The following is a 26,594-nucleotide window of genomic DNA, read 5'->3' as shown; positions in this document are numbered from 1 at the left end:
ATGGAAATGCCGCCCGTCTTCAGTACCACTCCGTCGGAGATTATTCCGCGGCAGCTTCCGAAGCTGCAGCGGCGGCTTCCTCGGCCTTCTGCTTGGCTTCAGCGGCACGCTCCTGCGCCTTCTTGCCGGGCTGCGCCTTGGTCGGGTTGTTGCGGGCCGGACGCTTGGCAAGGCCGGCCTGGTCGAGGAAGCGCAGAACGCGATCGGTCGGCTGAGCGCCCTGACCGATCCAGTGCTGAACGCGCTCGGCGTTCAGCTCGACGCGCTTTTCGTCATCCTTGGCGAGCATCGGATTCCAGGAGCCGAGCTTTTCGAGGAAGCGGCCGTCACGCGGGCTGCGCGCGTCGGCAACGACGATCTGGTAATAGGGGCGCTTCTTGGAACCGCCACGGGCGAGACGAATTTTCAGTGCCATTTCAATTACTCCTTGCAGGCTTTCTTGACCGCTTGTGGTTCAAGCGGAATGGGTGGTGCCGGCGCTGCCCGCGGGATGCGAGCGATCGGCGGCGATGGCTTCATGATGCCGGATGACTTCCTTGATGATGAAGTTCAGGAACTTCTCGGCGAAATCCGGGTCCAGATTGGCGTCCTTGGCGAGATTCCGAAGGCGTTCGATCTGGTATTCTTCGCGCGCCGGGTCGGCCGGCGGCAGCTGGTGCTTGGCCTTGAGCACGCCAACCGCCTTGGTGCAGCGGAAGCGTTCGGCCAGCATGTGGACGAGTGCGGCATCGATATTGTCGATCGACTGCCGGTAGCTCGCCAATTCCTCTTTGATCTCGGGATCAAGCATTCGTAGCGATCCTCACTTCTTCTTCGGCAGACCGGGCAGGCCGGGGAAACCGCCGAGACCCGGCAGCTTGGCGCCGCCCAGGCCCGGCAAGCCCTGACCGGGCATGCCGCCCGGGCCGAGACCGGCCTGCTTCTGCAGGGCTTCCAGCTGTTTCGGGTCCATCTTCGAAAGGTCCGGCATGCCGCCGCTTAGCCCCCCAAGCCCCATCTTGCCGGCGAGTCCGCCCATCATCTGTTTCATCATGCCGCCTTTGCCTTTACCGCCCATCATCTTCATCATGTCCGCCATCTGGCGGTGCATCTTCAGAAGCTTGTTGATGTCGGAGGCGTCGGTGCCGGAACCCGCAGCAATGCGCTTCTTGCGCGAATGCTTCAGCATATCCGGATTGGCGCGTTCTGCCTTCGTCATGGACGAGATGATGGCGAGCTGACGCCTGAAGAGCGAGTCGTCCAATCCGGCGGCGGACATCTTGTCCTTCATGCCGGCCATGCCGGGCATCAGCCCCATGATACCGCCCATGCCGCCCATCTTCTGCATTTGCTGCAGCTGATCGGCAAGGTCGTTGAGGTCGAACTTGCCCTTGGCCATCTTGGCGGCCATGGCGGCCGCCTTTTCGGCGTCGATATTCTCCGCCGCCTTCTCGACGAGCGAGACGATGTCGCCCATGCCGAGGATGCGGTCGGCGACGCGGCGGGGATGGAACTCCTCCAGTTCGTCCATCTTCTCGCCGACGCCGATGAGCTTGACCGGCTTGCCGGTGACGGCGCGCATGGAGAGCGCTGCACCGCCGCGGCCGTCGCCGTCCATCCGGGTGAGCACCAGACCGGTAATGCCGACGCGTTCGTCGAAATTGCGGGCAAGATTGACCGCGTCCTGACCGGTCAGCGCATCGGCAACGAGCAGGATCTCATGCGGGTTGGACTTCCGCTTGATCTCCGCCATCTCGATCATCAGCGGCTCGTCGATATGGGTGCGCCCGGCGGTATCGAGGATGACGATGTCGTGGCCGCCGAGCTTGGCCGCCTGCACGGCGCGCGCCGCGATATCGGTCGGCGATTGGCCGGCGATGATCGGCAGCGTGTCGACGCCGGTCTGCACGCCGAGCTGGCGCAGCTGTTCCTGGGCGGCCGGGCGGCGGGTGTCGAGCGAGGCCATCAGGACCTTCTTCTTGTCCCGCGCGGTCAGCCGCTTCGCGATCTTGCCCGTCGTCGTCGTCTTGCCCGAGCCCTGCAGGCCGACCATCATGATGACGACGGGAGCCGCTGCATTGAGGTCGATCGTGACGCCCTCGGAACCGAGCATCGCCACGAGTTCGTCATGAACGATCTTGACGACCATCTGGCCGGGCTTGATCGACTTTACGATTTCGGCGCCGACCGCTTTCTCGCGAACCTTCTCCGTGAAGGACCGCACCACGTCGAGCGCGACATCCGCTTCGAGCAGCGCACGGCGAACCTCCCGAAGCGCTGCGGAAACATCGGCTTCCGACAGGGCGCCGCGGCCGGTCAGTCCATTCAATATGGAACCAAGACGGTCCTGGAGGCTCTCGAACATATTCTCTTCCTTCTTGTCTCCGGATTGCGACGGAACTCGTCCGGAAACGTGGGTTCCTTCGCGCGGAAAACAAGGCGCAAAGCCAAAAACCACCCGAGGGCGCAACGCGCTGTCGGATGTTGACCTCCGGGCGCTCTTTATACCTGTGCGGGGCCCGGTCGGTGGCTTCGGAAGTCATCACTTGCGAAGGAATTCGCCGCGATAAACAGGAAACCGAATGAAAAGTCAAGGATCGACCGCGGAACGCTGACGCCGCGGCTCGCCTGTGCCTCACCCGCACGAGCCGGTCATCCATTCTGCCGGTCGCATGTTCGGGAAAATATCGCATCATCAGGAAATATCGACCGTTCCCGTCCGAGGCCTGTGATCGGCCGCCAAAGGCGCCTATCTCTGCTTCAGGAATTCCTCGACAGAGGCAGCGATGAAGAACAGCGGCAATCCCTATTACAACGGGCCCGTTTCGGACCATTTCGACGGCGTCCGCTTCTATAATCCGGGCGGTACGGCGCCGCGCGGCTTCGCCGACCTCCTGCGGTGGCAGTTCGGCGGCGGACGGGTGCGGTGGCCGGCCCGCTACGACAGCCCGTTCCTGCAGGCGAAGCCCGTCCTCGGCGTCGACGGGGAGCAGCTGCGCGTGACCATGATCGGCCATGCGACCCTCTTGATCCAGGTCGCGGGCCTCAACATCCTGACCGATCCGGTCTGGTCGCAACGCGCAAGCCCCCTCGCCTTTGCCGGCCCTCGCCGTCGCAACGCGCCGGGCGTGCTCATGGACGATCTGCCGCCGATCGATCTCGTGCTCGTCACTCACAACCACTACGACCATCTCGACCTCGACACGCTGAGTGCGCTTCACGCCGAGCATGCGCCGCAGATCGTGACTCCGCTGGGCAACGACGCGATCATTCGCCGTGCGATGCCGAGAGCGGAGATTCTCGTCGTCGATTGGGGCGATCGGGTCGAACTGGAAGGCGCCGCCGTGCATGCGGAGCCTTGCCATCATTGGTCCGCCCGCCGTTCGCGCGACCGGCGCATGGCGCTCTGGGCCGCCTTCGTCATCGAGACGCCGGCCGGCAAAATCTATCATGTCGGCGACACAGGCTTCCACGATGGCATCAATTATCGTGCGGCGCGCGAAAAGCACGGGTGCTTCCGCCTCGCCAATCTGCCCTTCGGCAGTTACGAGCCCCGCTGGTTCATGGCATCTCAGCACCAGAATCCGGAAGAGGCGGTCATGGGTATGGTCGCCTGCGGCGCCGAACATGTGGCAGGGCACCACTGGGGTACATTCCGGCTAACGAACGAAGGGATCGAGGAACCCCTCCGGGCGCTCGAGACCGCGCTCGACAAGGCCGGCATCGAGCGGAACCGGTTCAGGGCGCTCCGGCCGGGAGAAGTCTTCGATGTTCCTCTCGCGTCCCCCGAAGGGGAATGACGCAGGCACTGGTAATTTCCGGCCTTTTCCGCCATATACAGCCCGAATGAAGAGCGCCTCCGGATCCGGGGGCAAGGTTTGGACGATCGCGATATGGCCGATCAGGTGCAATTTGCCCGGATGAACGGGCTTGGAAACAAGATCCTGGTGGTCGACATGCGCGGCCGCAAGGACCGTGTGACGCCTCAGGCCGCGATCGCGCTCAATGCCGACCCGGCGACCGAGTTCGACCAGATCATGGCGATCCATGATCCGAAGGCCGCCGGCACCGATGCCTGGATCGACATCGTCAATTCCGACGGGTCCATGGCCCAGGCCTGCGGTAACGGCACCCGATGCGTCGTCCAGGCACTTGCGGCCGAGACCGGCAAGAAGGCCTTCCTCTTCCATACGGTCGCGGGCCTCCTGGCGGCGCAGGAACACGAGGACGGCACGATCTCGGTCGACATGGGAAAGCCCCGTTTCGGCTGGGACGAGATCCCGCTTGCCGAGGAATTCCACGACACGCGACGCATCGAGCTGCAGATCGGGCCGGTCGATGCGCCCGTGCTGCATTCCCCCTCCGTCGCCTCCATGGGCAATCCGCATGCGATCTTCTGGGTCGAGAATGACGTGTGGAGTTATGAGCTCGATCGGTTCGGGCCACTCCTCGAAAATCATCCGCTCTTCCCAGAGCGCGCCAATATCTCGATTGCTCGCGTCCGCTCCCGCCAGGAGATGGACCTCCGGACCTGGGAGCGCGGCGCCGGCCTGACGCTTGCCTGCGGTTCGGCCGCCTGCGCCGCCGCCGTCAGCGGCGCGAGAACCGGCCGGACGGAGCGGATAGTCACCGTGAACGTGCCGGGCGGTCCGCTCAGGATCGAATGGCGCGAGCGCGACGACCACGTCATTATGACCGGACCGGCCGAATGGGAATGGGCCGGCACCCTCGATCCTGCCACCGGCGTCTTTGCACGCACCGAGCCGGAGAGAGGCGATAACGGAGCACGAGCCCTTTGAGCGGCATCGAAGTCATAACCTTCGGCTGCCGCCTCAACACCTATGAATCGGAAGTGATGCGGGCGGAAGCCGAGAAGGCGGGGCTGAACAACGCCGTTCTCGTCAACACCTGCGCCGTCACCGCCGAGGCCGTGCGCCAGGCGCGGCAGGCGATCCGCCGCGCGCGGCGCGACAATCCGCACGCCCGTATCATCGTCACCGGCTGCGCCGCCCAGACCGAGAAGGAAACCTTCGCCGAAATGGCGGAGGTGGACGCGGTGCTCGGCAATGAGGAGAAGCTCGCGAGCGCTTCCTATCGCTCGCTGCCGGACTTCGGCGTCTCGGCCGAGGAGAAGCTCCGCGTCAACGACATCATGAGCGTGCGCGCCACCGCGCCGCAGATGGTGAAGCACATCGACGGGCACGTGCGTGCCTTCATCCAGGTGCAGAACGGATGCGACCACCGCTGCACCTTCTGCGTCATTCCCTATGGCCGCGGCAATTCACGCTCCGTGCCGATGGGCGCCGTCGTCGACCAGGCGAGACGTCTTGTCGAGAGCGGATATCGCGAGATCGTTCTGACCGGCGTCGACGCCACGAGCTACGGCGCCGACCTTCCCGGAACGCCTACCCTCGGGCTTCTTGCGAAAAGCCTGCTGAAACAGGTACCTGAAATCCTCCGCCTGCGGCTCTCCTCCATCGACAGCATTGAGGCGGACAGACACCTCCTCGATCTCGTCGCCGGCGAGCCGCGTTTCATGCCGCATCTGCATCTCTCCTTGCAGCATGGCGACGATCTGATCCTGAAGCGCATGAAGCGGCGGCATTCGAGCGCCGATGCGCGCGCCTTCTGCGCCGAGCTTCGCGCCTTAAGGCCCGAGATCAGTTTCGGCGCCGACATGATCGCCGGCTTTCCGACGGAGACCGAGCCGATGTTCGAGAATTCCCTCGCGCTTGCCGAGGATTGCGGAATCGCCCATCTCCACGTTTTCCCCTATAGCCCGCGCCCCGGCACGCCGGCGGCCCGCATGCCGCAGCTCGACCGAGCCCTCGTCAAGCAGCGGGCCGCACGGTTGCGTGCAAAGGGGGCGGAACTCCATGCCGCCCATCTCGACCGCATGATCGGCAGCAGTCAGACGGTCCTGGTGGAGATGAACGGCCTGGCGCACACGGAAAACTTCACGCTCGTCGATGCGGCCGGCCTCGAACCGCGATCGCTCGTCGCGGTCGAAATCGCCGGCCATAATGGCAAGCATCTGACGATCGAGCGCAAACAGATGGCTGCGGCCTGATAGCGGACATTCCCATGGCGATTGGTTTCATCAAGAAGATCTTCTCCTTCGGCAAGGACGCCGTCGAAGAGAAACCCGCGCCGCCGCCGGAGACGCCGGCTTCCGACGAGGCCCTATCCACTCCTGTCCCTTTGGATCTCCTCCCCCACGAGAGGGGAGATGATGCGGAGATCGAGCCAGCCGTACCTGCGGCTGAAGATGAAGGAGCCTCGAAAGGTCCGACGCCGGCCGCAGACGCTCCACCGCTGGAGGAGGGGAGCGTGCCTCCTCCGATTCCCCCCCTTGCGGGCGAGATGCCCGGCAAGGGGGCGGAGGGTGAGTCTCCTCCCTCGGAACCCGCAAACGACGGGTCAGAAGCCGGGACACCCCCCTCTGTCGCTCCGGAACATCTCCCCCCCAAGGAGGGAGATCATCGGGAGACCGAGGCAACCGCTGAAGACGACCGGACCGGTGCCGGGGAAGCGGAAGTTCGCACAGGTGACATCGAAGTCTCGTCAGATGCTGACGCCGGTATCGGGAGCGGGCCCCCCACACCGAGCCTTCCCAAAGGTTTCGCCGCCACCGACAGGCGCTCCAGGGAAGAAGAGCCCGCCCCGCAGGCCAAGCCCAACTGGTACCAGCGCCTTCGCCTGGGCCTTGCGCGCACCTCTTCGCAGCTCACAGGCCAGATCGCCAGCCTCTTCACCAAACGCAAGCTCGACGAAGCGACGTTGCAGGACCTCGAGGACCTGCTGATCCAAGCGGACCTCGGCGTCGAGACGGCGATGCGCATCACCGACACGCTCGCCTCGGAGCGTTATGGCAAGGATGTGTCCGGCGAGGACGTCTCGCGCATCATGGCGGGCGAGATTACCAAGGTGCTGGCGCCGGTCGCCAAGCCGCTCGAACTCGATCTCAGCCATAAGCCGCACGTGATCCTGGTCGTCGGCGTCAACGGAACCGGCAAGACCACCACGATCGGCAAGCTTGCGGCAAAACTTTCCGGCGCGGGACTCAAGGTCATGCTGGCAGCCGGCGACACCTTCCGCGCCGCGGCCATCGAACAGTTGAAGATCTGGGCCGAACGGACGAAATCCGAAATCGTCTCCTCGAAGCTCGGTGCCGATGCGGCCGGGCTCGCCTATGAGGCGTTCCAGCGAGCCCGCGAGCGGAAAGCGGACGTGCTGATCATCGACACCGCCGGACGGTTGCAGAACAAGGCCGAGCTGATGGCGGAACTCGAAAAGATCGTACGCGTTCTGGGCAAGCTCGATCCGGACGCGCCGCATACGGTGCTGCAGACGCTCGACGCCACGACCGGACAGAATGCCCTGCAGCAGGTCGAAATCTTCCGCAACGTCGCAGGCGTCAGCGGGCTGATCATGACCAAGCTCGACGGCACGGCGCGCGGCGGCATCCTGGTTGCGATCTCCGCCAAGCACAAGCTGCCCGTCTATTTCATCGGCATCGGCGAGGGCGTCGACGATCTCGAACCATTCGAGGCAAAGGATTTCGCCGAGGCGATCGCCGGCGTGGCAGGCCCTTGACGAGACACAAGAGGTTTGCGGCTGTACGGGGCGGTTGATATGGTTTTGCCGCAATCCTGATGTTATGAGCGGCAGAAGATGACAGAACAGGATCCGCACATGTCGACGATCGAGGCAGCCAAGCCGAAGACAGAGGTCAGCCCGCTCCTGAAGCTGGTGCTGGAACTCGGACCCCTGATGGTCTTCTTCTTCGCCAATTCGCGCGGTGATTGGCTGGCGGGCCGATTTCCGGTTCTCGCCGAGCTCGGTGGGCCGATTTTCATCGCCACGGGCCTCTTCATGGCGGCAACGGCGGCCGCCCTCGTCGTTTCCTGGGTGATGACGCGCACACTGCCGATGATGCCGCTCGTCTCCGGCATCGTCGTCTTCGTCTTCGGTGCGCTGACGCTCTGGCTGCAGAACGACACCTTCATCAAGATGAAGCCGACCATCGTCAATACGCTCTTCGGCGCGATCCTGCTCGGCGGGCTTCTCTTCGGCAAATCGCTGCTCGGCTACGTTTTCCACGCCGCCTTCAAGCTGGATGAGGAGGGGTGGCGTAAGCTGACGATCCGCTGGGGCGTGTTCTTCCTGTTCCTCGCCGTGCTCAACGAGATCATCTGGCGCTCCTTCTCGACCGATTTCTGGGTTGCCTTCAAGGTTTGGGGCACCATGCCGATCACCATCCTGTTCACGCTCGCCCAGATGCCGCTGATCATGAAGCATTCGCTGGAGCAGGAAAGCGCGGAGTGACGATCGCGGCCGGTTCCGACGACAACCGACGGCGGCGCGCGGCGCTCTGGCTGCTTGCCTGCCTCGGCGTCATGGCACTGCAGGTCCTCGTGCAGCATCTGATGGGGCGGCTATGGATCTGCGAATGCGGCTACATCAAGCTCTGGGAAGGCGTCGTCAAATCCAGCGGCAACTCCCAGCACCTTTCCGACTGGTACACGCCGTCCCACATCATTCACGGTTTCCTCTTCTACGGCCTCGGACATCTTCTCCTGCGCGGCAAGCCCTGGAGCGCGCGTCTGCTGCTCGCGACCGCGATCGAGTCCGCCTGGGAGATCGCCGAGAACACGCCTGTCGTCATCAACCGGTACCGCGCCGCGACGATCTCGCTCGACTACTTCGGCGACAGCATCTTGAATTCGACCATGGATACGCTCGCCATGGCCGTCGGCTTTCTCATCGCCTCGCGGCTGCCGGTGGCCCTCACGGTCGCGACTGCGGTCGTCCTCGAACTCTTCACCGGCCTCATGGTGCGCGATAACCTGACGCTCAACGTGCTGATGCTCGTCTGGCCGCTCGATGCGGTGAAGGATTGGCAGGCCGGGGTTTAGGGGTTCCGTCTCTCCGGCTGCGACTTACGAACCCGCAAGCGCCTTCTCGATAGCCGGCATCAGCCCTTCCCTGAGGCTCTTTTCGTCGAAAGGGCCGGCGCGCTTGTAGAGAATCGTTCCGTCGGCGGCGACGAGGAAGGATTCCGGGATGCCGTAGACGCCCCAGTCTATCGCCGCCTTGCCGTTCGGATCGACACCGATCGCCGAGAACGGGTTGCCGAGCTCGCCGAGGAATCGCAGCGCGTTCTCGTTCCGGTCCTTGTAGTTGATGCCGACCACGGTCAGGCGCGGGTCTTTCGACAATTCCAGGATGATCGGATGTTCCTGCCGGCACGGAACGCACCAGGAAGCCCAGACATTGACGAGCGTGAGCTTGCCCTTGACGGCCGCGTCGGCGAGGGCGGGCATCGTCTCGCCCGACGGCGTTACGGCACCTTCCAGCGGCGGCATGTCGAGCTTGGGCGCCTTGGTGCCGATCAGCGCCGACGGGATTTCGCTGACATCCCTGCCGGAGTTCAACTGGCTCCAGAAGATGATCGCCAAAATTGCGAAGATGAGGAGCGGAAGCGTTGCGATGAGATAACGCATGGCTCCGGGCCTGGGCTCGTCCCGCGGCGTCTGCGTGTCCGTCATCTGCGCTCTCCGCCTGGCGCCGCCGAGCGGCGGCGGATGCCGGCGGCTTCGAGCTGCCGCAATTCGCGCTTGCGGGCACGGCCGTCGGTGACAACCCAGAGGAGCAGCCCCGCGACCGTCGCGGCGGCGACCGCATAGCTGGCAATGACATAGGCAGCATGGCTCATCATGGCGACAGCGGCTCCCTTCCGGCATTGCGCGCCGCCTGACGCCTGAGCGACGCCACGCGGCGACGCCAGATCTCGTTGCGCATGGCGGCGATGTGCAGGGCGAAGAACAGGAGCGTGAAGCCGACAGCCATGACGATGAGCGGCCGCAGGAACTCCGGATCGATCGTCGGCCCGTCGAGGCGAATAACGCTCGCGGGCTGATGCAGGGTGTTCCACCATTCGACCGAAAACTTGATGATCGGGATGTTGACGAAGCCGACGAGGATCAGCACGGCCGACACGCGCGCCGAGCGGCTCGGATCCTCCATGGCGCGGTTGAGTGCCATCAGCCCGAGATACATGAGGAAGAGCACGAAGACCGAGGTCAGCCGCGCATCCCAAACCCACCAGGTGCCCCACATCGGCTTGCCCCAGAGCGAGCCGGTGACGAGCGCCAGAAAGGTGAAGCAGGCGCCGATCGGCGCTGCGGCCCTTGCCGAGACGTCGGCGAGCGGATGACGCCAGACGAGCGTGCCGAGCGCGGAAATCGCCATGACCGTGTAGCACATCATGGAGAGCCAGGCCGAAGGCACATGCACATACATGATGCGCACGGTCTCCCCCTGCTGGTAGTCACCCTCGGTGGTGAAGGAGAGCCAGAGCCCGGCTGCGAGGAAGAGTAGCGTGAGAGCGGCAAGCCAGGGCAGCACGCGATCCGTCAGCGCCAGGAACCGGGTCGGATTGGCGAGATCGCTGAATTTGCGTATGGCCACGCTGTTTTCGCTCATGACGGTTCTTTAACGCGGAAGCCCTGCTTCCGCAATCGATCCTGAAGTGCCGCGTCTCATCGCGCACGCAGCCGCTGTACCACCCTTGCTCTGGTGCATAATCGTTCAGAACCGGATTCGATCCGTGGATTTACATGGCCGGTGATAATGGCGTCAGTCGGCCGAGTGCCTGAGAGCTGCCGCCGCTGCCACAGGTCCGATCACTGCGAAGAACAGGGTTATCGCTATCAGTATCATGAAAGGCGGCAGAAAGGGGGCCGGATCCTCGATCGCCGCATAGACGGCGCTGACCCCGAAGATGAGCACCGGAATGGCGAGCGGCAGCACCAGGATCGAGACGAGCAGGCCGCCGCGCGGCAGCGCCACCGCGACCGCGGCGCCGACCGCCCCGATGAAGGCGATCGCCGGCGTTCCCGCAAGCAGGGTGACCATAGTGGCCCCGATGGCGCGTTCGTCCATGTTCATGAAGAGACCGAGAAAGGGCGAGGCGATCACCAGCGGCAGGCCTGTGGCGGTCCAATGAGCGGCGCATTTGACGAGAACGGGGAGGACCAAAGGCGTTTCCTGCATCATGATGATGTCGAGCGAGCCGTCCTCGCGTTCCGCCTGGAACAGCCGATCGAGCCCGAGCAGCGATGCAAGCAGCGCGCCGATCCAGAGGATCGCCGGGCCGATACGGGCGAGCAGGTTCAGATCGGGGCCGATGCCGAAGGGGATGACCGCGACCACCGTCATGAAGAAGAGCACGCCGATCATCGCGCCGCCGCCGGCGCGCACCGAAAGCTTCAGGTCCCGGAAGAAGAGGGCGATCAATGGACGAACCCCGTCATTTCGAGGCTTTTCGACCTCGCGAAGCCCAGCGGCTGATGGGTGGCCGCGACGACGATGCCGCCACGGTCCAGATGGGCGGCGACCAGCCCGGCAAAAAGCCTATCGGCACTGACGTCGAGCGCAGCCGTCGGCTCGTCGAGGAGCCAGATCGGCCGATAGGCGACGAGCAGCTTCGCCATTGCCAGGCGCCGCTGCTGGCCGGCGGAAAGGTAGCCGAAGGGCAGATGGATGATGTCGGCGAGACCGACGGCCCCGGCCGCTTCGACGAGGCCGATGCCGGAGCCGCCCGGCGAATCATCGAGAAAGCGCTGCCAGAAGGCGAGGTTTTCCTCCACCGTCAGTTCACGCTTCATCGCATTGCGGTGGCCGAGATAGTGGCTGAGCTCATGGGGATGCTCAAAGCCGGGCGGGGCGTCCTCGCAACGGACGCTGCCCGATTCCGCCCTCAGAAGACCCGCCAGCACGCGCAGCAGCGTCGATTTGCCGGAGCCGTTCGGCCCCGTTACCACGAGCGCTTCGCCGGCGTTCAGCGCAAACGAAATATCGTTGAAAATCAAGTCCTCGCCACGCCTGGCACTCAAACTTTCGGCCATGAGGCGCATGAATTTCCAGCTTTCCTTGACATGTTTTTTCGCAGAGCAAAAAAAGTTCCGATTGCACCTTGGTTGGTCTGGCACGATTTGGAGAAATTATCTATAAGGCGGCCAACACGCCAGCGGTCGGCGTGAATTTCATCCAAGCGCCGAACATGGAACGAGCTTCCACGTACGGACAGCGGAAATGGCCGCACCCGCATCCCATTTCGCGCCTCACAGGTGCTCGGGCGTTCGTACGTCAGTTTTTGGCGATCAGACGGAACGGGGTATCATCCAGTGTCCAAATCCCTAGACAGCTTCAATTGCCGCTCCACGCTCGCGGTCAACGGCGTGGACTATGTCTATTACAGCCTGCCGAAAGCGGAGGCGAACGGCCTCGCGGGCGTCTCGAAGCTTCCCTATTCGATGAAGGTTCTGCTGGAAAACCTGTTGCGCAACGAAGATGGCCGTTCGGTCACGAAAAAGGACATCGAGAACGTTGCCGCCTGGCTGAACGACAAGGGCACGGCCGAAAACGAGATCGCCTATCGCCCGGCGCGCGTGCTGATGCAGGACTTCACCGGCGTTCCGGCCGTCGTCGACCTCGCGGCGATGCGCGACGCAATGGCTTCGCTCGGCGGCGACCCGGAAAAGATCAATCCGCTCGTCCCGGTCGATCTCGTCATCGACCACTCGGTTATCGTCGACGAGTTCGGCACGCCGACGGCCTTTGCCCGCAACGTCGAGCTTGAATACCAGCGCAACGGCGAGCGCTATCGCTTCCTGAAGTGGGGCCAGCAGGCTTTCAAGAACTTCCGCGTCGTGCCGCCCGGCACCGGCATCTGTCACCAGGTCAATCTCGAATATCTGGGCCAGGCCGTCTGGACCAGGGAAGAGGACGGCGAAATCACCGCCTATCCGGATACCTGCGTCGGCACCGACAGCCACACGACGATGATCAACGGCCTCGGCGTGCTCGGCTGGGGCGTGGGCGGCATCGAAGCCGAAGCGGCGATGCTCGGCCAGCCGGTCTCGATGCTCCTGCCGGAAGTCGTCGGCTTCAAGCTTACCGGCAGGCTCAAGGAAGGCGTGACGGCGACCGACCTCGTTCTCACCGTCGTGCAGATGCTGCGCAAGAAGGGCGTCGTCTCGAAGTTTGTCGAATTCTTCGGTCCCGGCCTCGACAGCATGACGCTCGCCGACCGCGCGACGATCGGCAACATGGGTCCGGAATACGGTGCAACCTGCGGCTTCTTCCCGGTCGATGCGGAGACGATCAACTATCTCACCATCTCCGGCCGTGAAGAACAGCGGATCGCGCTGGTCGAAGCCTATTCCAAGGCTCAAGGCATGTGGCGCGAAGGCGACGGTTCCGAGCTCGTCTTCACCGACACGCTGGAACTCGACCTCGGCGACGTCGTTCCGTCGATGGCTGGCCCGAAGCGTCCCGAGGGCCGCATCGCGCTCGAGAATATCGCCTCCGGTTTCGCCACCGCGCTCGACAACGACTACAAGAAGCCCGGCCAGCTTGCGAACCGCTACGCGGTTGAGGGTACGGGTTACGATCTCGGCCATGGCGACGTCGCGATCGCCGCGATAACCTCCTGCACCAACACCTCGAACCCCTCCGTACTGATCGCCGCCGGCCTCCTTGCCCGCAACGCAGTCGCCAGGGGCCTGAAGACCAAGCCCTGGGTCAAGACGTCGCTCGCGCCCGGATCGCAGGTCGTCGCCGAATATCTGTCGAAGTCCGGCCTGCAGACCGATCTCGACAAGCTCGGCTTCAACCTGGTCGGCTTCGGCTGCACCACCTGCATCGGCAATTCCGGCCCTCTGCCGGCGGAAATCTCCAAGACGATCAACGACAAGGGCCTGATCGTCGCCGGTGTGCTTTCCGGCAACCGCAACTTCGAAGGCCGCATCTCGCCGGACGTCCAGGCGAACTATCTCGCTTCGCCGCCGCTCGTCGTCGCCTATGCGCTGGCGGGTTCCGTCCAGAAGGATCTGACGAAGGAGCCGATCGGCGAAGACCAGAACGGGCAGCCGGTCTATTTGAAGGACATCTGGCCGACTTCGCAGGAAATCCAGGACTTCATCTTCAAATACGTCACCCGCGAGCTTTATGCGACCAAGTATGCGGACGTGTTCAAGGGCGACGCCAATTGGCAGGCCGTCCAGGTTCCGGCCGGCCAGACCTATACCTGGGACGAGGCGTCCACCTACGTCCAGAACCCGCCCTACTTCGTCGGCATGGGCAAGAAGGGCGCTGGCATTTCCGACATCAGGAACGCCCGCGTCCTCGGCCTCTTCGGCGACAAGATCACCACCGACCACATTTCTCCGGCCGGATCGATCAAGGCGGCGTCGCCGGCGGGCAGCTACCTGCTCGAACATGGCGTCGGGATTGCCGACTTCAACCAGTACGGCACGCGCCGCGGCAATCATGAGGTGATGATGCGCGGCACCTTCGCCAATATCCGCATCCGCAACCACATGCTCGGTCCGAACGGCAAGGAAGGCGGCTATACGATCCACTATCCCTCCAAGGAGGAGATGTCGATCTACGACGCCGCCATGCAGTACAAGGAAGAGGGCGTTCCGCTCGTCATCTTTGCCGGCGTCGAATACGGCAACGGCTCTTCGCGTGACTGGGCGGCCAAGGGCACCAACCTTCTCGGCGTGAAGGCCGTGATCGCTCAGTCCTTCGAACGCATCCACCGCTCGAACCTGGTCGGCATGGGCGTCATCCCCTTCGTCTTCGAGGAAGGCATGACCTGGGAATCGCTGGGCCTGAAGGGCGATGAGGTCGTGACGATCGAGAATCTCGCCAACGTCCAGCCGCGCGAAAAACGCGTGGCCAAGATCACCTATGGCGACGGCTCGGTGAAGGAGGTCCCGCTCATCTGCCGTATCGATACGCTCGACGAGGTCACCTACGTCAACAATGGCGGCATTCTGCAGACGGTGCTTCGCGATCTCGCCGCATGATCGGCGACGTATGAACGCAAGCGCAAGAGCCGGGGCGTCTACAGCGGCGCCCCGGTTTTTCATGCCTGCTTGTCCGGATTCTCCCGGCTTTGAGGCAGTCACTCCAACGTGACTTTTCGTTGAAGAATACCCGTCGTATGTAGGGGTCTCGCCGCGCGACAAACCGCCGGCCGGGATCGTTGAAACGACGCACGTCCGGACGGAAATCCGTCACAGGCTTTCCGGGAAGTGCACTAACCAGCACGAACAAAGACGCCATGACATTCGCATGCACACCAAAGACCCGACGTTTCGCCCTGGCGATCATCGGGCTGTTTGGCGTGTTCTGCGGACCGGCCGCAGCCGATGACGGCAGGACGATCAAAGGCGTCGTCGAACTCTTCACCAGCCAGGGCTGCTCTTCCTGTCCGCCGGCGGACGCGGCCCTCAAGAAGCTTGTGGACCAGGGCGACGTCGTGGCGCTCGCCTACCACGTCGACTACTGGAACTATCTCGGCTGGGCGGATACGCTCGCTTCCAAGGAAAACACCGAGCGGCAATATGCCTATGCGCGGATGCTCGGCCGCTACGGCGTCTATACGCCGCAGGCGATCCTGAATGGACGCGATCACGCCAACGGCGCGGACCTGCCGGCAATCAGGAACCGGCTTGCTTTGATGAGCACGAAGGGGAAGGGGCTGTCGGTGCCGGTCGATGTCTCGATCGGCGGCGATGAGATATCGATCAAGGTAGGTGCCGGCCAAGGAAGGGCGAATGTCGTCGTCGTCTATTTCGACCGTGCAAGGGTGGTCAAAGTCGAGAAGGGCGAGAACAGCGACAAGGAAATCGCCTATTGGCATGCCGTGCGCGACATTCAGACGATCGGGATGTGGGACGGCAAGTCCGCGGAATTCACGCTGCCCGCCTCGGTTCTGATCGAAGGCCAGGGCAACAGCGGTTGCGCGGTGCTGCTGCAGTCGATGAAGGACAAGGAGACGCCGGGAGCCATCATCGGCGCCGCGACGGTTCTTGCTGGGCCGCAGGGCAAGCTCTGAACAAGACGGAGGCGGTTTCCGATTGATTGCGGCGGAGCAGGAGCCGCAGAAGGGATGGTTCGGCCCGGCAGCATCGAGGGGCTGGGGCTGAGGGTTCGAAGTTACCGGACCGAACCAGCCATGTCTGCGTTCGAGAACCTCCCGCAGCATGACGGCTGGCCGGACATACGGTGGCAACGACTCTGTCCGGCAGCGGTCGGAGTGTTGCGGCGAATTGGGGCGGCGATTTGACTGAATTGCGGCAGCGGCAAGAATTGCTGACATTGATCAACAGCTTCCGGCTTGCTTTTCGAATTGTGTGAGGCACACTGTCGTGGTCCTGTCACATTAGAAGGCCGAGATGCCGATGACCGATGAAACGGATTTGCCGCGAGGCGAAGCACGTCACTACGGCCAGACCACCTCCGATGTGGTCGTCGATCTTCACGAATACAAGCAAGCCAAGAACCCCCCGCCCGTCACCTTCCATCGCCGCGAACTCGACCTGATCCTCAAGGTCTACGGCCGTATGGTGGGCGAAGGGGAGTGGCGCGACTATGCGATCGACCACCTGCGAGACCGGGCCGTTTTTTCGGTGTTCAAGCGCGCCGGAGAAGTGCCGCTCTACCGCATCGAGAAAAACCCGAAGCTCGCCGCGAAACAGGGCGCCTACAGCGTGCTCAACGCCCACGGGACGATATTGAAACGCGGCCACGAACTCGCTCAGGTTCTGAAGGTCTTCGACAAGGTTCTGAAGCTCGTCCAAACCTGACGGACATATATCACTTGCAGCTGCCCCTCATCCGCCTGCCGGCACCTTCTCTCCGCAGGCGGGGCGAAGGGACAGGGGCAGCGCTTCGCCTCAGTTTCCTCTCCCCGCGTGGGGGAGAGGGTTAGTCCTCGGGTAAACCCGAGGAGATGGGCAACCTGGTTGGTTCAGCTCCTATAAAGCGTATCCGGATAGACGCCCTCGGTGGGCTTCGTCCCGGTTCCCTCTCCGAGCGGACGCTGCATGAAGGCCGTATCCAGCCAGCGGCCATGCTTGAAACCGGTGGCCGTCATCAGCCCCCGCGGCTCGAAGCCGAGCGCCCGGTGCAGAGCGATCGACGAGGGGTGCGCTCCGCCGATGACTGCGATCATCTGACGGAAGCCGAGGGCCGTGCAGCGCCCGATCAGTTCGGAAAGCAGCGCCTTGCCGATGCCCTTGCCCCGCGCTTCCGGCGAAAGATAGATCGAATCCTCCACCAGGAACCGATAGGCGGTGCGGTTGCGGAAGGCGGAGGCATAGGCATAGCCGACGACCGCACCGCGCTCGTCCACGGCGGCCACATAGGGGTAGCCGTTACCGGTGATCGTGGAAAAGCGGAGCGCCATTTCGGCCTCGGAAGGCGGCGTTTCCTCATAGGTCGCCACCCCGTTCAAGACGGACTCGCGATAGATTTCGGTGATCGAGGGGAGATCGGCAGCAACGGCGTCGCGGAGCGTGGCAGTCATGGAGATTTGACCTGTAGTGGCTGTTGGGCACTGTCTCGCATGGATGCGCCGGATCGATCAAGACCGCCGTCAGGCAACAAAAAAGGCGGCCGAAGCCGCCTTTTCCGTCGAACCGGTTCGCTACTACTCGTTCCTGTTGCCAAGGAACTGCAGCATGAACATGAACAAGTTGATGAAATCGAGGTAAAGCGTCAGCGCGCCCATGATGGCCTTGCGGCCGGCGACCAGCGCGTCGTCGCCTTCAAAGTACATTTCCTTGAGCTTCTGCGTGTCGTAGGCGGTGAGGCCGGCGAAGATGAGCACGCCGATCACCGAGATCGCGAAGCCGAGTGCCGAAGAGGCAAGGAAGATGTTGACGACGGATGCGATGATCACGCCGAAGAGGCCCATGATCAGGAACGAGCCGAGACCGGAGAGGTCCTTTTTCGTCGTATAGCCGTAAAGCGACAGGGCGCCGAACGAAGCTGCGGTCACGAAGAACGTCTGCACGATGCTCTGGCCGGTGAAGACCAGAAAGATCGACGAGAGCGACAGGCCCATCAGCGCCGCATAGACCCAGAAGGTCGTCTGCGCGGCGGAAACGCTCATGGAATTGATGCGGAAGCTCATGAAGAACACCAGCGCAAGCGGCGCCAGCATCACGACCCACTTCAGGGGCGAAGCGTAGATAAGCTGGGCGAATGCCGGATTAGAGGTGGCAAGCGCATAGGTTCCGTAAGCTGCCACGCCGGTAATCGCCAGGCCGAGGGCCATCAAATTGTAGACCTTCAGCATATATGCGCGAAGGCCTTCGTCGATCACGGCACCCGCCTGAGCGCCGGCGGGCGACATTCGGGTTTGGTAGTTTCTCAGATCAGCCATTGTTTCCTCTTTTAAGCCCCGGTTGAAGTTACGGTGTCGGGCGGCGAACCTTGTCGTTCCTTTGCGCGCCCAGGCGCCGCTGCGGGGCTCCAGCATGCCTGTGGACAAATATGATGGTGAACGCCGTCATGCACAAGGGCCGAAGCGCTTGGAATCGGACAAAGCAAGGCCACGGAACCATCAAACTAGAGTGATTTACGGTTAATTCGGCCGTTATCGCCGAAAGCGCGGCTGGGTGGACAGGCTCAGAGTTCCCGCAGCACCGGAGCGGCTTTTTGTCCGAGGACGCGCCAGGTGCCGGCGAGGCCGATCCCGACCGTTACGACCAGCGCGAGGACGATCGTCGCGACGGCGACGTCGGGCAGGAAGCTCGAAGGCAGGGTCATGATGCGGCTGACGACGAACCAGGCCGAAACGCCGCCGGCGAAGAGCGCGAAGGCGGCGGTTGCCAGACCGAGGATGACGTATTCGTAGCTGAAGGCACGGATCAGCGTGGCCCGCGTGGCGCCGAGTGTCTTCAGGACAACGGCATCATGGATGCGGGCGCGGTTGCCGGCGGCAAGAGCGCCGGCAAGCACGAGGATGGACGCGACCAGCGCCACCGCCGCGGCGGCGCGCACCGCCGTTGCGAGCTGCCCGAGCAGCGTGTTGACGATGTCGAGCGCGTCCTTCACCCGCACGCTGGTGATCGTCGGATAGGCATTCGTCACCGCTTTCAGGACCGATGCCTCTTCCGCAGCCGAGGCGCCGGGATCGATGATGGTCGCGAGCCATGCATGCGGTGCGCCGGCGAAGGTGTTCGGCGAGAAGACCATGACGAAATTGATCGACAGCGATTCCCACTCGACCTCGCGGAAATTCGCGATTCGGGCGGTGACGTTGCGGCCGAGCACGTTGACGGTCACCGTGTCGCCGAGTTTCAGACCCAGTTCGCGGGCCTCCTCCGCCGAAAAGGAGACGAGCGGCTCGCCGCCATAGTCTTCCGGCCACCAGCTGCCTTCGGTGAGTTTCGAGTTTTCGGGCCTGTTCCTGGCATAGGTGATGCCGCGGTCGCCGCGCAGCACCCATTGACCGCCGGGAGGAACGTTGCGCCTGTTCACATCCTCGCCGTTGAGCGCGACGATGCGCCCGCGCAGCATAGGCACTTCGATGATCTTGCCTTCCGGCATCGCTCCCGCGAGCAGGGCGCGGAAGCCTTCGATTTCGTTGCTCTGGATGTCGACGAAGAAGAAGTTGGGAGCGCGTTCTGCCATGTCGCCGGTGAGCTCGCGCCGCAGATTGCCGTCGATCAGCGCCAGCGTCACCAGGAGGGCGAGGCCAAGGCCGAGCGAGAGCACCACCGACGGCGTCAGCGCACCTGGCCGGTGTATGTTGCCGATCGCCAATCTCAGCGCCGGCGAGTGGACGCGCGGGCTGCGCCGCGCGAGCCAGGATATGACGAGCGAAACGCCGCGCAGCACGATGAAGGCAAAGGCGATCGCGCCAAGGAAGATCAGCGAAACGTAACGGTCATAGGCGGTCCAGACCGCGAGCCCGGCAAGTGCCGCCAGGCAGACGAAGGCTCCGGCAAGATAGGGCAGGGCAGGAAAGCCCGTCGGTTCGAAACCCTGCTGCCGGAAAAGCGCGGTCGCCGGCACCCGGCGCGCCCGCCCGAGCGGCAGTATGGCGAAGGTCAGCGCGGTCAGGAGGCCGAAAAGCGCGGCAAGGCCCAAGGCGGAGGGATAGAGCTCGAATGCGGTGGAGACCGGCAGCACGCCGGCGAGGAACTGTGCCGCCACGAAAGGGATGAGAGCGCCGAGTACGAGGCCGATCGCGATGCCGAAGAGGGCGATCATCAGGATCTGCGCAAGATAGATCACCGCGACCAGCGATGCCGGAGCGCCGAGGCATTTGAAAGTGGCGATGACGCTGCGTTTGCCGTCGAGATAGGAACGCACGGCATTGGCGACCCCGACGCCGCCGACGATCAGTGCCGTGAGCCCGACGAGCGTCAGGAACTGGGAGAAACGGGTGATGTTTGCGTTGAGCGACGGCGCGGCATTGCCGCTGGTGCGAATGGACCAGCCGGCGGAGGGAAAGCGCGTCTCCGCCTGCACGCGAATGAGCGGCACGTCTGCGGGATCGGCCAGGCGGACCTTGTAGGTGTGTTCGACGAGGCTGCCGGTCTGCACAAGCCCCGCAGCGGCAAGTGCGTCGGAGGAAATCATCAGCCGCGGCGCGAAACCGAAGCCGTCGGAAAGCGCATCGGGCTCGCTTACCAGCGTGGCGCTGATCCGGACCCGCGCATTGCCGATGAGAAGTTCCGCGCCCGGCGAGATACCGAGGCGATCGAGGAGCAACGGCGCAGCGACTGCGCCGAATACCTCCCCGTCTTTCGCCAGCAATTCAGCGAGCGGCCTTGCCGGCTCGCTTTCGAACTTGCCGTAGAGCGGATAGGCTCCGTCCACGGCCTTGAGCTCCACCAGCGCCTGGTTGGAGCCGTCCGGGAGCCGCGCCATGGAGCGCAGACCCGCAGACACCGAAACATCGCCGAGGCCTTGGAGGAAGGCGCGTTCGTCCGCACTTGCCACCCGATTGTTGAGCTCGAAGCGGATGTCGGCTGCGAGCAGTTCCTGGCCTTGGGAGGCGATCGTTCCGCTGATCGACTGCGACAGCGAGTTGACGCCGGCGATCGCGGCCGTGCCAAGGGCGATGCAGGCGAGAAAAATATAAAAACCCCGCAGGCCTCCGCGCATTTCCCTAAGCGCCAGACGCAGGGCAAGCATGGGGCGAAGCCGCCGGGCGGCAACTGCCGCGCTCATGCGGACACGGCTCCCTGCCGGGCCGACGCCGAAAGCCTTTCCGCCTCGGAGACGACTTCACCCGAGCGGACGCGCACCTGCCTGTCGCAGCGCCCGGCGAGCGCCGCATCATGCGTGACGAGAACCAGAGTCATGCCGCGCTCGCGCTGTTCGGCGAAGAGGAGGTCGGCGATCTGCCGCCCGGTTTCGGCGTCGAGATTGCCCGTCGGCTCGTCGGCGATCAGGAGCTTCGGAGAGGGTGCGAGCGCCCGGGCGATCGCCACGCGCTGCTGCTCGCCGCCGGAAAGCTGTCCGGGGTAATGCGTCAGGCGTTCCCCGAGCCCGACCGCGATCAGCTCCTTGCGTGCGATGTCGAACGCATTGCGGACATTCGCAAGCTCGAGCGGCACCGCGACGTTCTCGAGCGCGGTCATGTTGGGGATGAGATGAAAGGATTGGAAGACGATGCCGATATTGCGGCCCCGGAAATCTGCGACGGCATCCTCGCTGAGGCCGTGGAGGGCCGTACCGTCAATGATGATTTCGCCGCGATCGAGCTGCTCCAGCCCGGCCATGACCATGAGCAGCGTCGATTTTCCCGAACCCGAGGGGCCGACGATGCCGACCGATTCGCCGGCCTTGATCGCGAGGCTCACACCCTTCAGCACATGCACGGATGCCGCGGCCTCGCCCAGCGTCAGATCCGCATTTTTCAACTCGATGATGGTTTTTGCCACGCGAAAGAGCCCTATATGAAAACTGATACGGATCACGAAACAATTGCCCGCCGATTTAGGAACGAACCGATGGCATTGAAAGACTTTCTGCCCTTTTTATTCGGCCTGACAATGACAATTGTGTTATCGGCGGCGGCTCGCGCCGAGCCCGTGAACCTCGTCGGCTTCGGCGACAGCCTGATGGCTGGCTATCAGCTTCCCCCAGAAGATGCCTTCCCCGCCCGCCTCGAAAAGGCGCTGAAGGACAAAGGGATCGACGTCACGATCGCCAATGCCGGCGTTTCGGGCGACACGACCTCCGGCGGCCTCGCCCGTATCGACTGGTCGGTCCCGGACGGAACCGACGGCGTCATCCTCGAACTCGGCGCCAATGACGCGCTGCGCGGCATTCCGCCGGAGGAAACGCGCAAGAACCTCGAAGCGATGGTCGTGCGGCTCAAGCAACGCGGTATTGCCGTTTTGCTCGCGGGGATGATGGCGCCGCCGAACATGGGGCCGGAATATGCCGAGCGCTTCAATCCCATCTATCCCGAGCTCGCCAAGGCGCATGAGACCGTTTTCTATCCGTTCTTCCTCGACGGCATCGTCACCGAGGCGAGACTGAAGCTCGAGGACGGAATGCACCCGAACGGCGACGGTATCGGCGTCATGGTCGAGCGTTTCCTGCCAACCGCCGAAGCCTTCGTCCGCTCACTTCAGGAAGGAGAGTGACACCGCGCCTGGCGGACATCCACAGTTAAGAGAAAGTTAACGTTCCGACGGGACAAATAATGGTTGCGTGCAGGTGCGATGCGTGATTCGCTGAAGCATCGCACAAGAGATTCGGGGAGCTCGCCATGCCGAGACTATTCACCGCCCTCGAAATTCCGCGCAATGCAGCAATGAGTCTTTCTCTGCTGCGCGGAGGTCTTCCCGGAGCTCGCTGGATCGATGTGGAGAACTATCACATCACGCTCCGCTTCATAGGCGACGTCGACTGGCGTACCGCCGACGAGATCATAGACAGACTTGATCGTATCGAACGGCCCGAATTCCAGCTGCAGCTGTCGGGAACCGGCGCCTTCGGCTCCAAGAAGCCGCATTCCGTCTGGGCGGGCGTCAGCAACACTCCCGAAATGTTCGCCCTGCAGGCGGAAATCGAGCGCATCTGCCAGCGTATCGGCCTGTCCCCGGATCCGCGGAAATTCACCCCGCATGTGACGCTGGCACGCCTGCGCTCCTCGCGCGTCGAGGACGTCGTCGAATATCTCTCCGGACGCGGCAATTTCGTCACCGCTCCCTTTACCGTTTCCCGTTTCGTGCTCCTGTCGTCACGCGATTCGGTCGGCGGCGGCCCGTATCTCACCGAAGAGGTCTTCCCGCTTCACGAAGAGCGTTCGAACCTCGCGAGCAACGAGGAGCATCCCGCTTCGAGCGTCTGGTAAAGCGCTTCGAAGGCTTCCGCCGGCTCATAATAGGGATCCGGAACGTCCTCGTCCCGTCCCGCGGCAAAGGTCTGGAAGAGATGCACCTTGTGCGCCGTCGCGGCCGGCGCCAGCAGGCGCAAATCCCGCAGATTGCTTTTGTCCATACAGAGGATGAGGTCGAAAGCGGTAAAATCCGCGGCGGCGATCTTGCGGCCGCGCAAGCCGGTCAGGTCGATGCCGTGCGCCTTTGCGACCGCGATCGACCGCCGGTCCGGCGGGGCGCCGACATGCCAGCCGCCTATGCCGGCGGAATCGACCGAGATCGAGGCGGCATGGCTCCGGCGCTTGGCGATGTCGCGCATGATGCCCTCCGCCAAAGGCGAGCGGCAGATATTGCCGAGACAAACGAAAAGAATTCCGACCGGTTTCATGGTATCCAGTTAGCCTTGCCGGCGTTGCGGCGGGATTGCGCGTGAACATTGTCGCGGGCAAGTTCGTTGTTAAGCACAGGATGCAGCAAGGAGGAACAGCATGCGGCCGGAAAAGTTGGACGCGGCGGCCATCGCCGAGCAGTTGCACAAGATGGAAGGCTGGGTCCTTGCCGAGGACGGCGGCTCGATATGGAAGGCCTTCCGGTTCAAGACTTTCGCCGAGGCCTTCTCTTTCATGACTCAATGCGCTTTCGCCGCCGAAAAGCTCAATCATCATCCGGAATGGTTCAACGTCTACAACAGGGTGGACGTGACGCTCTCGACCCACGACGCGGAAGGGCTGACCGAGCTCGATTTCAAATTGGCGGCAAAGATGGACCAGGCGGCCGAGGGCCGCATGCCCGACCATATGAAATAAGTGCCGCATGCCCGACCATTTGAAATAGGGGCCGCCATTCCCATATCAGGCTGCGGTAGCCCGCGTGTGGCGCGCAAATCCCTGCGGCACCTTGAACGACCGGAATCGACGCGATGGACGATATCAAGATCGGTGAAATTCTCCTCCCCGGCGAGGAATCCGAACAGGAGCGCAGAGAACACAAGGTGCGCCGACGGTTCTGGCCGACTTTCCGCCGCGCGGCCCGGCAGATTCCCTTCAGCCGCGACCTCGTCGCCGCCTATTATTGCGCCGTGGACCCGGCGACGCCGACGCGCACGCGCGGCATACTGCTGGCGGCACTTGCCTATTTCGTCCTGCCGATCGATTTCGTGCCCGACATGCTCGCCATGATCGGCTTCTCCGACGATATCGCCGTTTTGACTGCCGCTTTTGCCGCAATCAGCGGCCAGATCAAGGAACGGCATTATCAGAAGGCCGACGAAGTGATGCGAGACAGCGCCGACAAGTGAGACTGCCCCCGCTGCCGGGAGCTTTGCGTGCTGACAGAACGCGGGCTGCTATGGCCGTCTTGCCGCAATCCCGCCCGGAAAGTCAAACTCTTGCCCGATTCTTTGTGACATAGAGTGAGGCAAGGGGCGGCTCTCCAATATCGACGTCGACCGGACCGGCAATCCGCGTGCGAATGGACCTCGAGGCGCATCGAAGAGGGGGTTCGGTGCCGCATGACCGGCCTTCAGGGCGCAAAATGGGGCGGCTTTCCCGAATCGTTGACGGTTTGGTAACCCGGATTAAGTCAAAATAAACTTAAATCGTGACTATGCGTTGCCCACCGACGCGGTACCGGGCGACCGTAAGCAAGACAAGCGGCAGGGACTCATGTTTGTAAGAAAGATCGCATCTGCACTCGCACTTATAATGGCTGCATCCGGCGTGGCTTTCGCTCAATCTCCGACGCGAATCCAGCAGTTCAACGCCTGGGGCGCCTATTCTTACCAAGCTGGCAACGGTAAGGTCTGCTATGTGCTCTCGGTGCCGAAGGAAAAGAGCCCGGCCAGTGTCGATCACGGCGATATCTTCTTCCTCGTTTCGCAGCGTCCGGGGCAGAACATCAGCTATGAGCCGCAGGCGATGATGGGGTATCCGCTGCAGGACAATTCCAAGGTGAACGTTGTGGTCGACGGCCGGACCTTCGTCATGTTCACCAAGGGCAATTCCGCCTGGGTGGAAAATGCCGCCGAAGAGCCGGCGCTGGTGGCGGCGATGAAATCCGGCAAGGCCATGTCGGTCAACGCGAAATCGCGTCGCGGTACGGAAACCTCTTACTCCTACTCACTGTCCGGCATTTCGGCTGCTCTGAAGCAGATCGAGGCCTGCAAGTAAGCGAAAGAGCGCTTCACCGATGCAAGGGGCCGGCCTGGCAACAGGCCGCTTTGCGACGGGCTGCTCTACGATGGCAGGCCGGTCTATGGCGGGCTCGACCTGTCGGCCCGCACCGACCTGTCAGCGCTGGTCATGGCGGTCGACGACGACGATGGCAACGTCCACCTGTTCCCGCGCATCTGGATTCCCGGCGACACCGCTCGACGTGCAGGGCCTGCGCGACCGCGGACGCCGATCGCAGAGTTCGGCACATCGATTGTGCTCGACCAAAGCGCCCCATTCTTCGCCACTCCGCCCGGAATCCCCATCGCGATGATGGTGTTTATGTCGAGGCCGGTCTTTTCCAACGCATCGGACTTCGCGTCCCACGTAAGCGAGGCATCGTTCCAGATCGCCCAGCGTTGCGGCTCAAGGGATTCGGCGAAGAGCGCGTTTTTTCGCTGCTTCCCCGACAGAGCAGGATCCTGACCCACTCGGCGGCGCTCAAGCCGTTGAGGAAGCCATAGATGGCGACACTTCAAATCTCGTGATAGGCATTTAGCTTGGAAATCGTCTCTGCAAAAGATGCCTCGGCGGCTCTATCCCCGTCGTGAAAGTCTTGCCAGAAGTCACCTCCGAACCCGCATGGCTCCAGGCGATAATATCCCCCCCCCAAGTCGAAGAAACACCAATCTGGCGGAACAGTCGGATTGATCACATCAAAATACTCAAGCTCGACTAAGACAGGATAGCGATCTGAATCCCTCTGAACGCCGATCATTGCAGGCCGTCCATCAGGGCTGAAACTAATACCGTGAACCAGGTATTCTGACCCTAGAGTAAAACTTGGGTCTATTTCGCCCTCATATCCTTGTTCACGGGTATATTGAACAATCATGGTTTCATCACCCATTTGACCTTGAAGTCCTGCGTCTCGTAGTCGATCTTTCCCGTTACTCGATTGCCCCTGTAGGCGCGCGCCCTCGAAACGGTTACGATCAGGCCAGTGATGCCGGATTGTTGAGAACTTGATCCAAACAACTTTTTCTTGAACTCTTCGAGTACCTGTCGCCTGCCACGCCCTTTCATCATCGCTCGTACCTCAATGCCGACGGACAGCTTATAGTATTTTTTATTTTTTCTCGGTCAAACCGGCGTCACTTAACTGTGTATTGGGATCCCAATCCTTTGGCGGATCAACATGTTTGCTCCACCAAGTCATTCCTCTATTGATCCACTGACTTCGCAGGAC

At 62.8% G+C, this 26,594-nt stretch carries 30 protein-coding genes; 15 read left to right on the top strand and 15 right to left on the bottom strand.

All coding sequences use genetic code 11. The annotated features are described in order from the left end of the window. Positions 1–40: 40 nt before the first annotated feature. From rpsP to ffh, 3 genes are read right to left on the bottom strand one after another with little or no spacing between them, the layout of a single operon-like run. On the bottom strand, positions 41–415 hold the full coding sequence (gene rpsP, locus SINAR_RS0126540) for a 30S ribosomal protein S16 (protein WP_028001892.1): 375 nt from the start codon (positions 413–415) through the stop codon (positions 41–43). 39 nt (positions 416–454) lie between these two features. Next, entirely contained in the window at positions 455–790 is a 336-nt protein-coding gene (locus SINAR_RS0126535) for a chorismate mutase (RefSeq protein ID WP_028001891.1), read from the bottom strand. A 12-nt stretch (positions 791–802) separates the two neighbouring features. Then, positions 803–2,344, bottom strand: coding sequence for a signal recognition particle protein (gene ffh, locus SINAR_RS0126530; RefSeq protein WP_028001890.1), 1,542 nt, complete (start codon positions 2,342–2,344; stop codon positions 803–805). A 421-nt stretch (positions 2,345–2,765) separates the two neighbouring features. Here ffh and SINAR_RS0126525 point away from each other — a divergent pair, with 421 nt between their 5' ends. The 6 genes from SINAR_RS0126525 (at position 2,766) to SINAR_RS0126500 (ending at position 8,897) form a co-directional block, all read left to right on the top strand. Next, positions 2,766–3,779, top strand: coding sequence for an MBL fold metallo-hydrolase (locus tag SINAR_RS0126525; RefSeq protein ID WP_028001889.1), 1,014 nt, complete (start codon positions 2,766–2,768; stop codon positions 3,777–3,779). 93 nt (positions 3,780–3,872) lie between these two features. Further along, positions 3,873–4,778, top strand: a complete 906-nt coding sequence (gene dapF / locus SINAR_RS0126520) for a diaminopimelate epimerase (protein WP_033057960.1) — start codon at positions 3,873–3,875, stop codon at positions 4,776–4,778. After that, positions 4,775–6,049, top strand: a complete 1,275-nt coding sequence (mtaB, locus tag SINAR_RS0126515) for a tRNA (N(6)-L-threonylcarbamoyladenosine(37)-C(2))-methylthiotransferase MtaB (protein WP_028001887.1) — start codon at positions 4,775–4,777, stop codon at positions 6,047–6,049. The genes dapF and mtaB overlap by 4 nt, the downstream gene beginning before the upstream one ends. Before the next feature lie 14 nt (positions 6,050–6,063). Next, positions 6,064–7,575, top strand: a complete 1,512-nt coding sequence (ftsY, locus tag SINAR_RS0126510; protein ID WP_028001886.1) for a signal recognition particle-docking protein FtsY — start codon at positions 6,064–6,066, stop codon at positions 7,573–7,575. A 99-nt stretch (positions 7,576–7,674) separates the two neighbouring features. Beyond that, entirely contained in the window at positions 7,675–8,307 is a 633-nt protein-coding gene (locus SINAR_RS0126505; RefSeq protein ID WP_028001885.1) for a septation protein A, read from the top strand. Further along, the gene (locus SINAR_RS0126500) at positions 8,304–8,897 is read left to right on the top strand and encodes a DUF2585 domain-containing protein (RefSeq protein WP_028001884.1); all 594 of its coding nucleotides are present in this window, start codon (positions 8,304–8,306) and stop codon (positions 8,895–8,897) included. Before SINAR_RS0126505 ends, SINAR_RS0126500 begins: the two co-directional genes overlap by 4 nt. 24 nt (positions 8,898–8,921) lie before the next feature. On the opposite strand, the gene SINAR_RS0126495 is transcribed toward SINAR_RS0126500, so the two are convergent. The 5 genes from SINAR_RS0126495 to ccmA form a co-directional block, all read right to left on the bottom strand. Beyond that, a complete protein-coding gene (locus tag SINAR_RS0126495) occupies positions 8,922–9,530 on the bottom strand; it encodes a DsbE family thiol:disulfide interchange protein (RefSeq protein ID WP_028001883.1) in 609 nt (202 codons plus the stop codon). Continuing rightward, on the bottom strand, positions 9,527–9,700 hold the full coding sequence (gene ccmD, locus SINAR_RS0126490; protein ID WP_028001882.1) for a heme exporter protein CcmD: 174 nt from the start codon (positions 9,698–9,700) through the stop codon (positions 9,527–9,529). Before ccmD ends, SINAR_RS0126495 begins: the two co-directional genes overlap by 4 nt. After that, complete coding sequence (locus SINAR_RS0126485) at positions 9,697–10,467, bottom strand: heme ABC transporter permease (protein ID WP_028001881.1); 771 nt, start codon at positions 10,465–10,467, stop codon at positions 9,697–9,699. Before SINAR_RS0126485 ends, ccmD begins: the two co-directional genes overlap by 4 nt. Before the next feature lie 153 nt (positions 10,468–10,620). Beyond that, positions 10,621–11,280 carry a heme exporter protein CcmB gene (ccmB, locus tag SINAR_RS0126480; RefSeq protein ID WP_028001880.1) on the bottom strand — a complete coding sequence of 220 codons (660 nt, stop codon included), beginning with the start codon at positions 11,278–11,280 and terminating at the stop codon, positions 10,621–10,623. Continuing rightward, positions 11,277–11,900, bottom strand: coding sequence for a heme ABC exporter ATP-binding protein CcmA (ccmA, locus tag SINAR_RS0126475; RefSeq protein ID WP_028001879.1), 624 nt, complete (start codon positions 11,898–11,900; stop codon positions 11,277–11,279). The genes ccmB and ccmA overlap by 4 nt, the downstream gene beginning before the upstream one ends. A gap of 270 nt (positions 11,901–12,170) precedes the next feature. Between ccmA and acnA the strand changes: the two genes are divergently transcribed. From acnA to SINAR_RS0126460, 3 genes are all read left to right on the top strand, one after another. Then, positions 12,171–14,861 carry an aconitate hydratase AcnA gene (acnA, locus tag SINAR_RS0126470; protein WP_028001878.1) on the top strand — a complete coding sequence of 897 codons (2,691 nt, stop codon included), beginning with the start codon at positions 12,171–12,173 and terminating at the stop codon, positions 14,859–14,861. Between the two features lie 257 nt (positions 14,862–15,118). Further along, on the top strand, positions 15,119–15,895 hold the full coding sequence (locus SINAR_RS0126465) for a DUF1223 domain-containing protein (RefSeq protein ID WP_028001877.1): 777 nt from the start codon (positions 15,119–15,121) through the stop codon (positions 15,893–15,895). 340 nt (positions 15,896–16,235) lie between these two features. Further along, positions 16,236–16,646 carry a DUF2794 domain-containing protein gene (locus tag SINAR_RS0126460; RefSeq protein WP_028001876.1) on the top strand — a complete coding sequence of 137 codons (411 nt, stop codon included), beginning with the start codon at positions 16,236–16,238 and terminating at the stop codon, positions 16,644–16,646. 164 nt (positions 16,647–16,810) lie between these two features. Here the strand turns inward: SINAR_RS0126460 and SINAR_RS0126455 are convergent, their stop codons facing one another. The 4 genes from SINAR_RS0126455 to SINAR_RS0126440 form a co-directional block, all read right to left on the bottom strand. After that, complete coding sequence (locus SINAR_RS0126455) at positions 16,811–17,368, bottom strand: GNAT family N-acetyltransferase (RefSeq protein ID WP_028001875.1); 558 nt, start codon at positions 17,366–17,368, stop codon at positions 16,811–16,813. Positions 17,369–17,491: 123 nt separating this feature from the next. Beyond that, positions 17,492–18,229, bottom strand: a complete 738-nt coding sequence (locus tag SINAR_RS0126450) for a Bax inhibitor-1/YccA family protein (RefSeq protein ID WP_028001874.1) — start codon at positions 18,227–18,229, stop codon at positions 17,492–17,494. A 245-nt stretch (positions 18,230–18,474) separates the two neighbouring features. Next, on the bottom strand, positions 18,475–21,030 hold the full coding sequence (locus SINAR_RS0126445) for an ABC transporter permease (RefSeq protein WP_028001873.1): 2,556 nt from the start codon (positions 21,028–21,030) through the stop codon (positions 18,475–18,477). Further along, the gene (locus SINAR_RS0126440; RefSeq protein WP_028001872.1) at positions 21,027–21,746 is read right to left on the bottom strand and encodes an ABC transporter ATP-binding protein; all 720 of its coding nucleotides are present in this window, start codon (positions 21,744–21,746) and stop codon (positions 21,027–21,029) included. Before SINAR_RS0126440 ends, SINAR_RS0126445 begins: the two co-directional genes overlap by 4 nt. A 69-nt stretch (positions 21,747–21,815) precedes the next feature. Between SINAR_RS0126440 and SINAR_RS0126435 the strand changes: the two genes are divergently transcribed. Both SINAR_RS0126435 and thpR read left to right on the top strand, forming a co-directional pair. Beyond that, the gene (locus SINAR_RS0126435) at positions 21,816–22,457 is read left to right on the top strand and encodes an arylesterase (protein WP_028001871.1); all 642 of its coding nucleotides are present in this window, start codon (positions 21,816–21,818) and stop codon (positions 22,455–22,457) included. A 125-nt stretch (positions 22,458–22,582) separates the two neighbouring features. After that, complete coding sequence (gene thpR / locus SINAR_RS0126430) at positions 22,583–23,170, top strand: RNA 2',3'-cyclic phosphodiesterase (RefSeq protein ID WP_028001870.1); 588 nt, start codon at positions 22,583–22,585, stop codon at positions 23,168–23,170. On the opposite strand, the gene SINAR_RS0126425 is transcribed toward thpR, so the two are convergent. Continuing rightward, entirely contained in the window at positions 23,110–23,583 is a 474-nt protein-coding gene (locus tag SINAR_RS0126425; RefSeq protein ID WP_028001869.1) for a low molecular weight protein-tyrosine-phosphatase, read from the bottom strand. The two genes, thpR and SINAR_RS0126425, sit on opposite strands and share 61 nt — an antisense overlap. 100 nt (positions 23,584–23,683) lie before the next feature. Between SINAR_RS0126425 and SINAR_RS0126420 the strand changes: the two genes are divergently transcribed. The 4 genes from SINAR_RS0126420 to SINAR_RS1000000137550 all read left to right on the top strand — a co-directional run bounded on the left by SINAR_RS0126420 (position 23,684) and on the right by SINAR_RS1000000137550 (position 25,831). Then, a complete protein-coding gene (locus SINAR_RS0126420) occupies positions 23,684–24,001 on the top strand; it encodes a 4a-hydroxytetrahydrobiopterin dehydratase (RefSeq protein ID WP_028001868.1) in 318 nt (105 codons plus the stop codon). Between the two features lie 113 nt (positions 24,002–24,114). Then, a complete protein-coding gene (locus SINAR_RS0126415) occupies positions 24,115–24,492 on the top strand; it encodes a YkvA family protein (protein ID WP_028001867.1) in 378 nt (125 codons plus the stop codon). A gap of 367 nt (positions 24,493–24,859) precedes the next feature. Then, on the top strand, positions 24,860–25,363 hold the full coding sequence (locus SINAR_RS0126410) for an invasion associated locus B family protein (protein WP_028001866.1): 504 nt from the start codon (positions 24,860–24,862) through the stop codon (positions 25,361–25,363). A 132-nt stretch (positions 25,364–25,495) separates the two neighbouring features. Further along, entirely contained in the window at positions 25,496–25,831 is a 336-nt protein-coding gene (locus SINAR_RS1000000137550; protein ID WP_028001865.1) for a hypothetical protein, read from the top strand. A 49-nt stretch (positions 25,832–25,880) separates the two neighbouring features. On the opposite strand, the gene SINAR_RS1000000136885 is transcribed toward SINAR_RS1000000137550, so the two are convergent. Together SINAR_RS1000000136885 and SINAR_RS1000000137220 are read right to left on the bottom strand one after the other, a co-directional pair. Continuing rightward, positions 25,881–26,255, bottom strand: a complete 375-nt coding sequence (locus SINAR_RS1000000136885; protein ID WP_150824113.1) for a hypothetical protein — start codon at positions 26,253–26,255, stop codon at positions 25,881–25,883. Beyond that, positions 26,237–26,434 carry a hypothetical protein gene (locus SINAR_RS1000000137220; RefSeq protein ID WP_028001863.1) on the bottom strand — a complete coding sequence of 66 codons (198 nt, stop codon included), beginning with the start codon at positions 26,432–26,434 and terminating at the stop codon, positions 26,237–26,239. The genes SINAR_RS1000000136885 and SINAR_RS1000000137220 overlap by 19 nt, the downstream gene beginning before the upstream one ends. Positions 26,435–26,594 lie beyond the last annotated feature (160 nt).

The organism is Sinorhizobium arboris LMG 14919, assembly GCF_000427465.1.
In the GTDB taxonomy this organism is placed as follows: Bacteria; Pseudomonadota; Alphaproteobacteria; order Rhizobiales; family Rhizobiaceae; genus Sinorhizobium; species Sinorhizobium arboris.
The sequence above is the reverse complement of the archived record's forward strand: the minus strand, read 5'-3'. Positions and strand labels throughout refer to the sequence as shown.

Coding starts and splice junctions, on each gene's coding strand:
- rpsP (WP_028001892.1), bottom strand. CDS start 415: ATGGCACTGAAAATTCGTCTCGCCCGTGGCGGTTCCAAGAAGCGCCCC.
- SINAR_RS0126535 (WP_028001891.1), bottom strand. CDS start 790: ATGCTTGATCCCGAGATCAAAGAGGAATTGGCGAGCTACCGGCAGTCG.
- ffh (WP_028001890.1), bottom strand. CDS start 2,344: ATGTTCGAGAGCCTCCAGGACCGTCTTGGTTCCATATTGAATGGACTG.
- SINAR_RS0126525 (WP_028001889.1), top strand. CDS start 2,766: ATGAAGAACAGCGGCAATCCCTATTACAACGGGCCCGTTTCGGACCAT.
- dapF (WP_033057960.1), top strand. CDS start 3,873: ATGGCCGATCAGGTGCAATTTGCCCGGATGAACGGGCTTGGAAACAAG.
- ftsY (WP_028001886.1), top strand. CDS start 6,064: ATGGCGATTGGTTTCATCAAGAAGATCTTCTCCTTCGGCAAGGACGCC.
- SINAR_RS0126505 (WP_028001885.1), top strand. CDS start 7,675: ATGTCGACGATCGAGGCAGCCAAGCCGAAGACAGAGGTCAGCCCGCTC.
- SINAR_RS0126495 (WP_028001883.1), bottom strand. CDS start 9,530: ATGACGGACACGCAGACGCCGCGGGACGAGCCCAGGCCCGGAGCCATG.
- ccmD (WP_028001882.1), bottom strand. CDS start 9,700: ATGATGAGCCATGCTGCCTATGTCATTGCCAGCTATGCGGTCGCCGCC.
- SINAR_RS0126485 (WP_028001881.1), bottom strand. CDS start 10,467: ATGAGCGAAAACAGCGTGGCCATACGCAAATTCAGCGATCTCGCCAAT.
- ccmA (WP_028001879.1), bottom strand. CDS start 11,900: ATGCGCCTCATGGCCGAAAGTTTGAGTGCCAGGCGTGGCGAGGACTTG.
- SINAR_RS0126465 (WP_028001877.1), top strand. CDS start 15,119: ATGACATTCGCATGCACACCAAAGACCCGACGTTTCGCCCTGGCGATC.
- SINAR_RS0126460 (WP_028001876.1), top strand. CDS start 16,236: ATGCCGATGACCGATGAAACGGATTTGCCGCGAGGCGAAGCACGTCAC.
- SINAR_RS0126455 (WP_028001875.1), bottom strand. CDS start 17,368: ATGACTGCCACGCTCCGCGACGCCGTTGCTGCCGATCTCCCCTCGATC.
- SINAR_RS0126450 (WP_028001874.1), bottom strand. CDS start 18,229: ATGGCTGATCTGAGAAACTACCAAACCCGAATGTCGCCCGCCGGCGCT.
- SINAR_RS0126445 (WP_028001873.1), bottom strand. CDS start 21,030: ATGAGCGCGGCAGTTGCCGCCCGGCGGCTTCGCCCCATGCTTGCCCTG.
- SINAR_RS0126435 (WP_028001871.1), top strand. CDS start 21,816: ATGGCATTGAAAGACTTTCTGCCCTTTTTATTCGGCCTGACAATGACA.
- thpR (WP_028001870.1), top strand. CDS start 22,583: ATGCCGAGACTATTCACCGCCCTCGAAATTCCGCGCAATGCAGCAATG.
- SINAR_RS0126425 (WP_028001869.1), bottom strand. CDS start 23,583: ATGAAACCGGTCGGAATTCTTTTCGTTTGTCTCGGCAATATCTGCCGC.
- SINAR_RS0126420 (WP_028001868.1), top strand. CDS start 23,684: ATGCGGCCGGAAAAGTTGGACGCGGCGGCCATCGCCGAGCAGTTGCAC.
- SINAR_RS0126415 (WP_028001867.1), top strand. CDS start 24,115: ATGGACGATATCAAGATCGGTGAAATTCTCCTCCCCGGCGAGGAATCC.
- SINAR_RS0126410 (WP_028001866.1), top strand. CDS start 24,860: ATGTTTGTAAGAAAGATCGCATCTGCACTCGCACTTATAATGGCTGCA.
- SINAR_RS1000000137550 (WP_028001865.1), top strand. CDS start 25,496: ATGGCGGTCGACGACGACGATGGCAACGTCCACCTGTTCCCGCGCATC.
- SINAR_RS1000000136885 (WP_150824113.1), bottom strand. CDS start 26,255: ATGGGTGATGAAACCATGATTGTTCAATATACCCGTGAACAAGGATAT.
- SINAR_RS1000000137220 (WP_028001863.1), bottom strand. CDS start 26,434: ATGATGAAAGGGCGTGGCAGGCGACAGGTACTCGAAGAGTTCAAGAAA.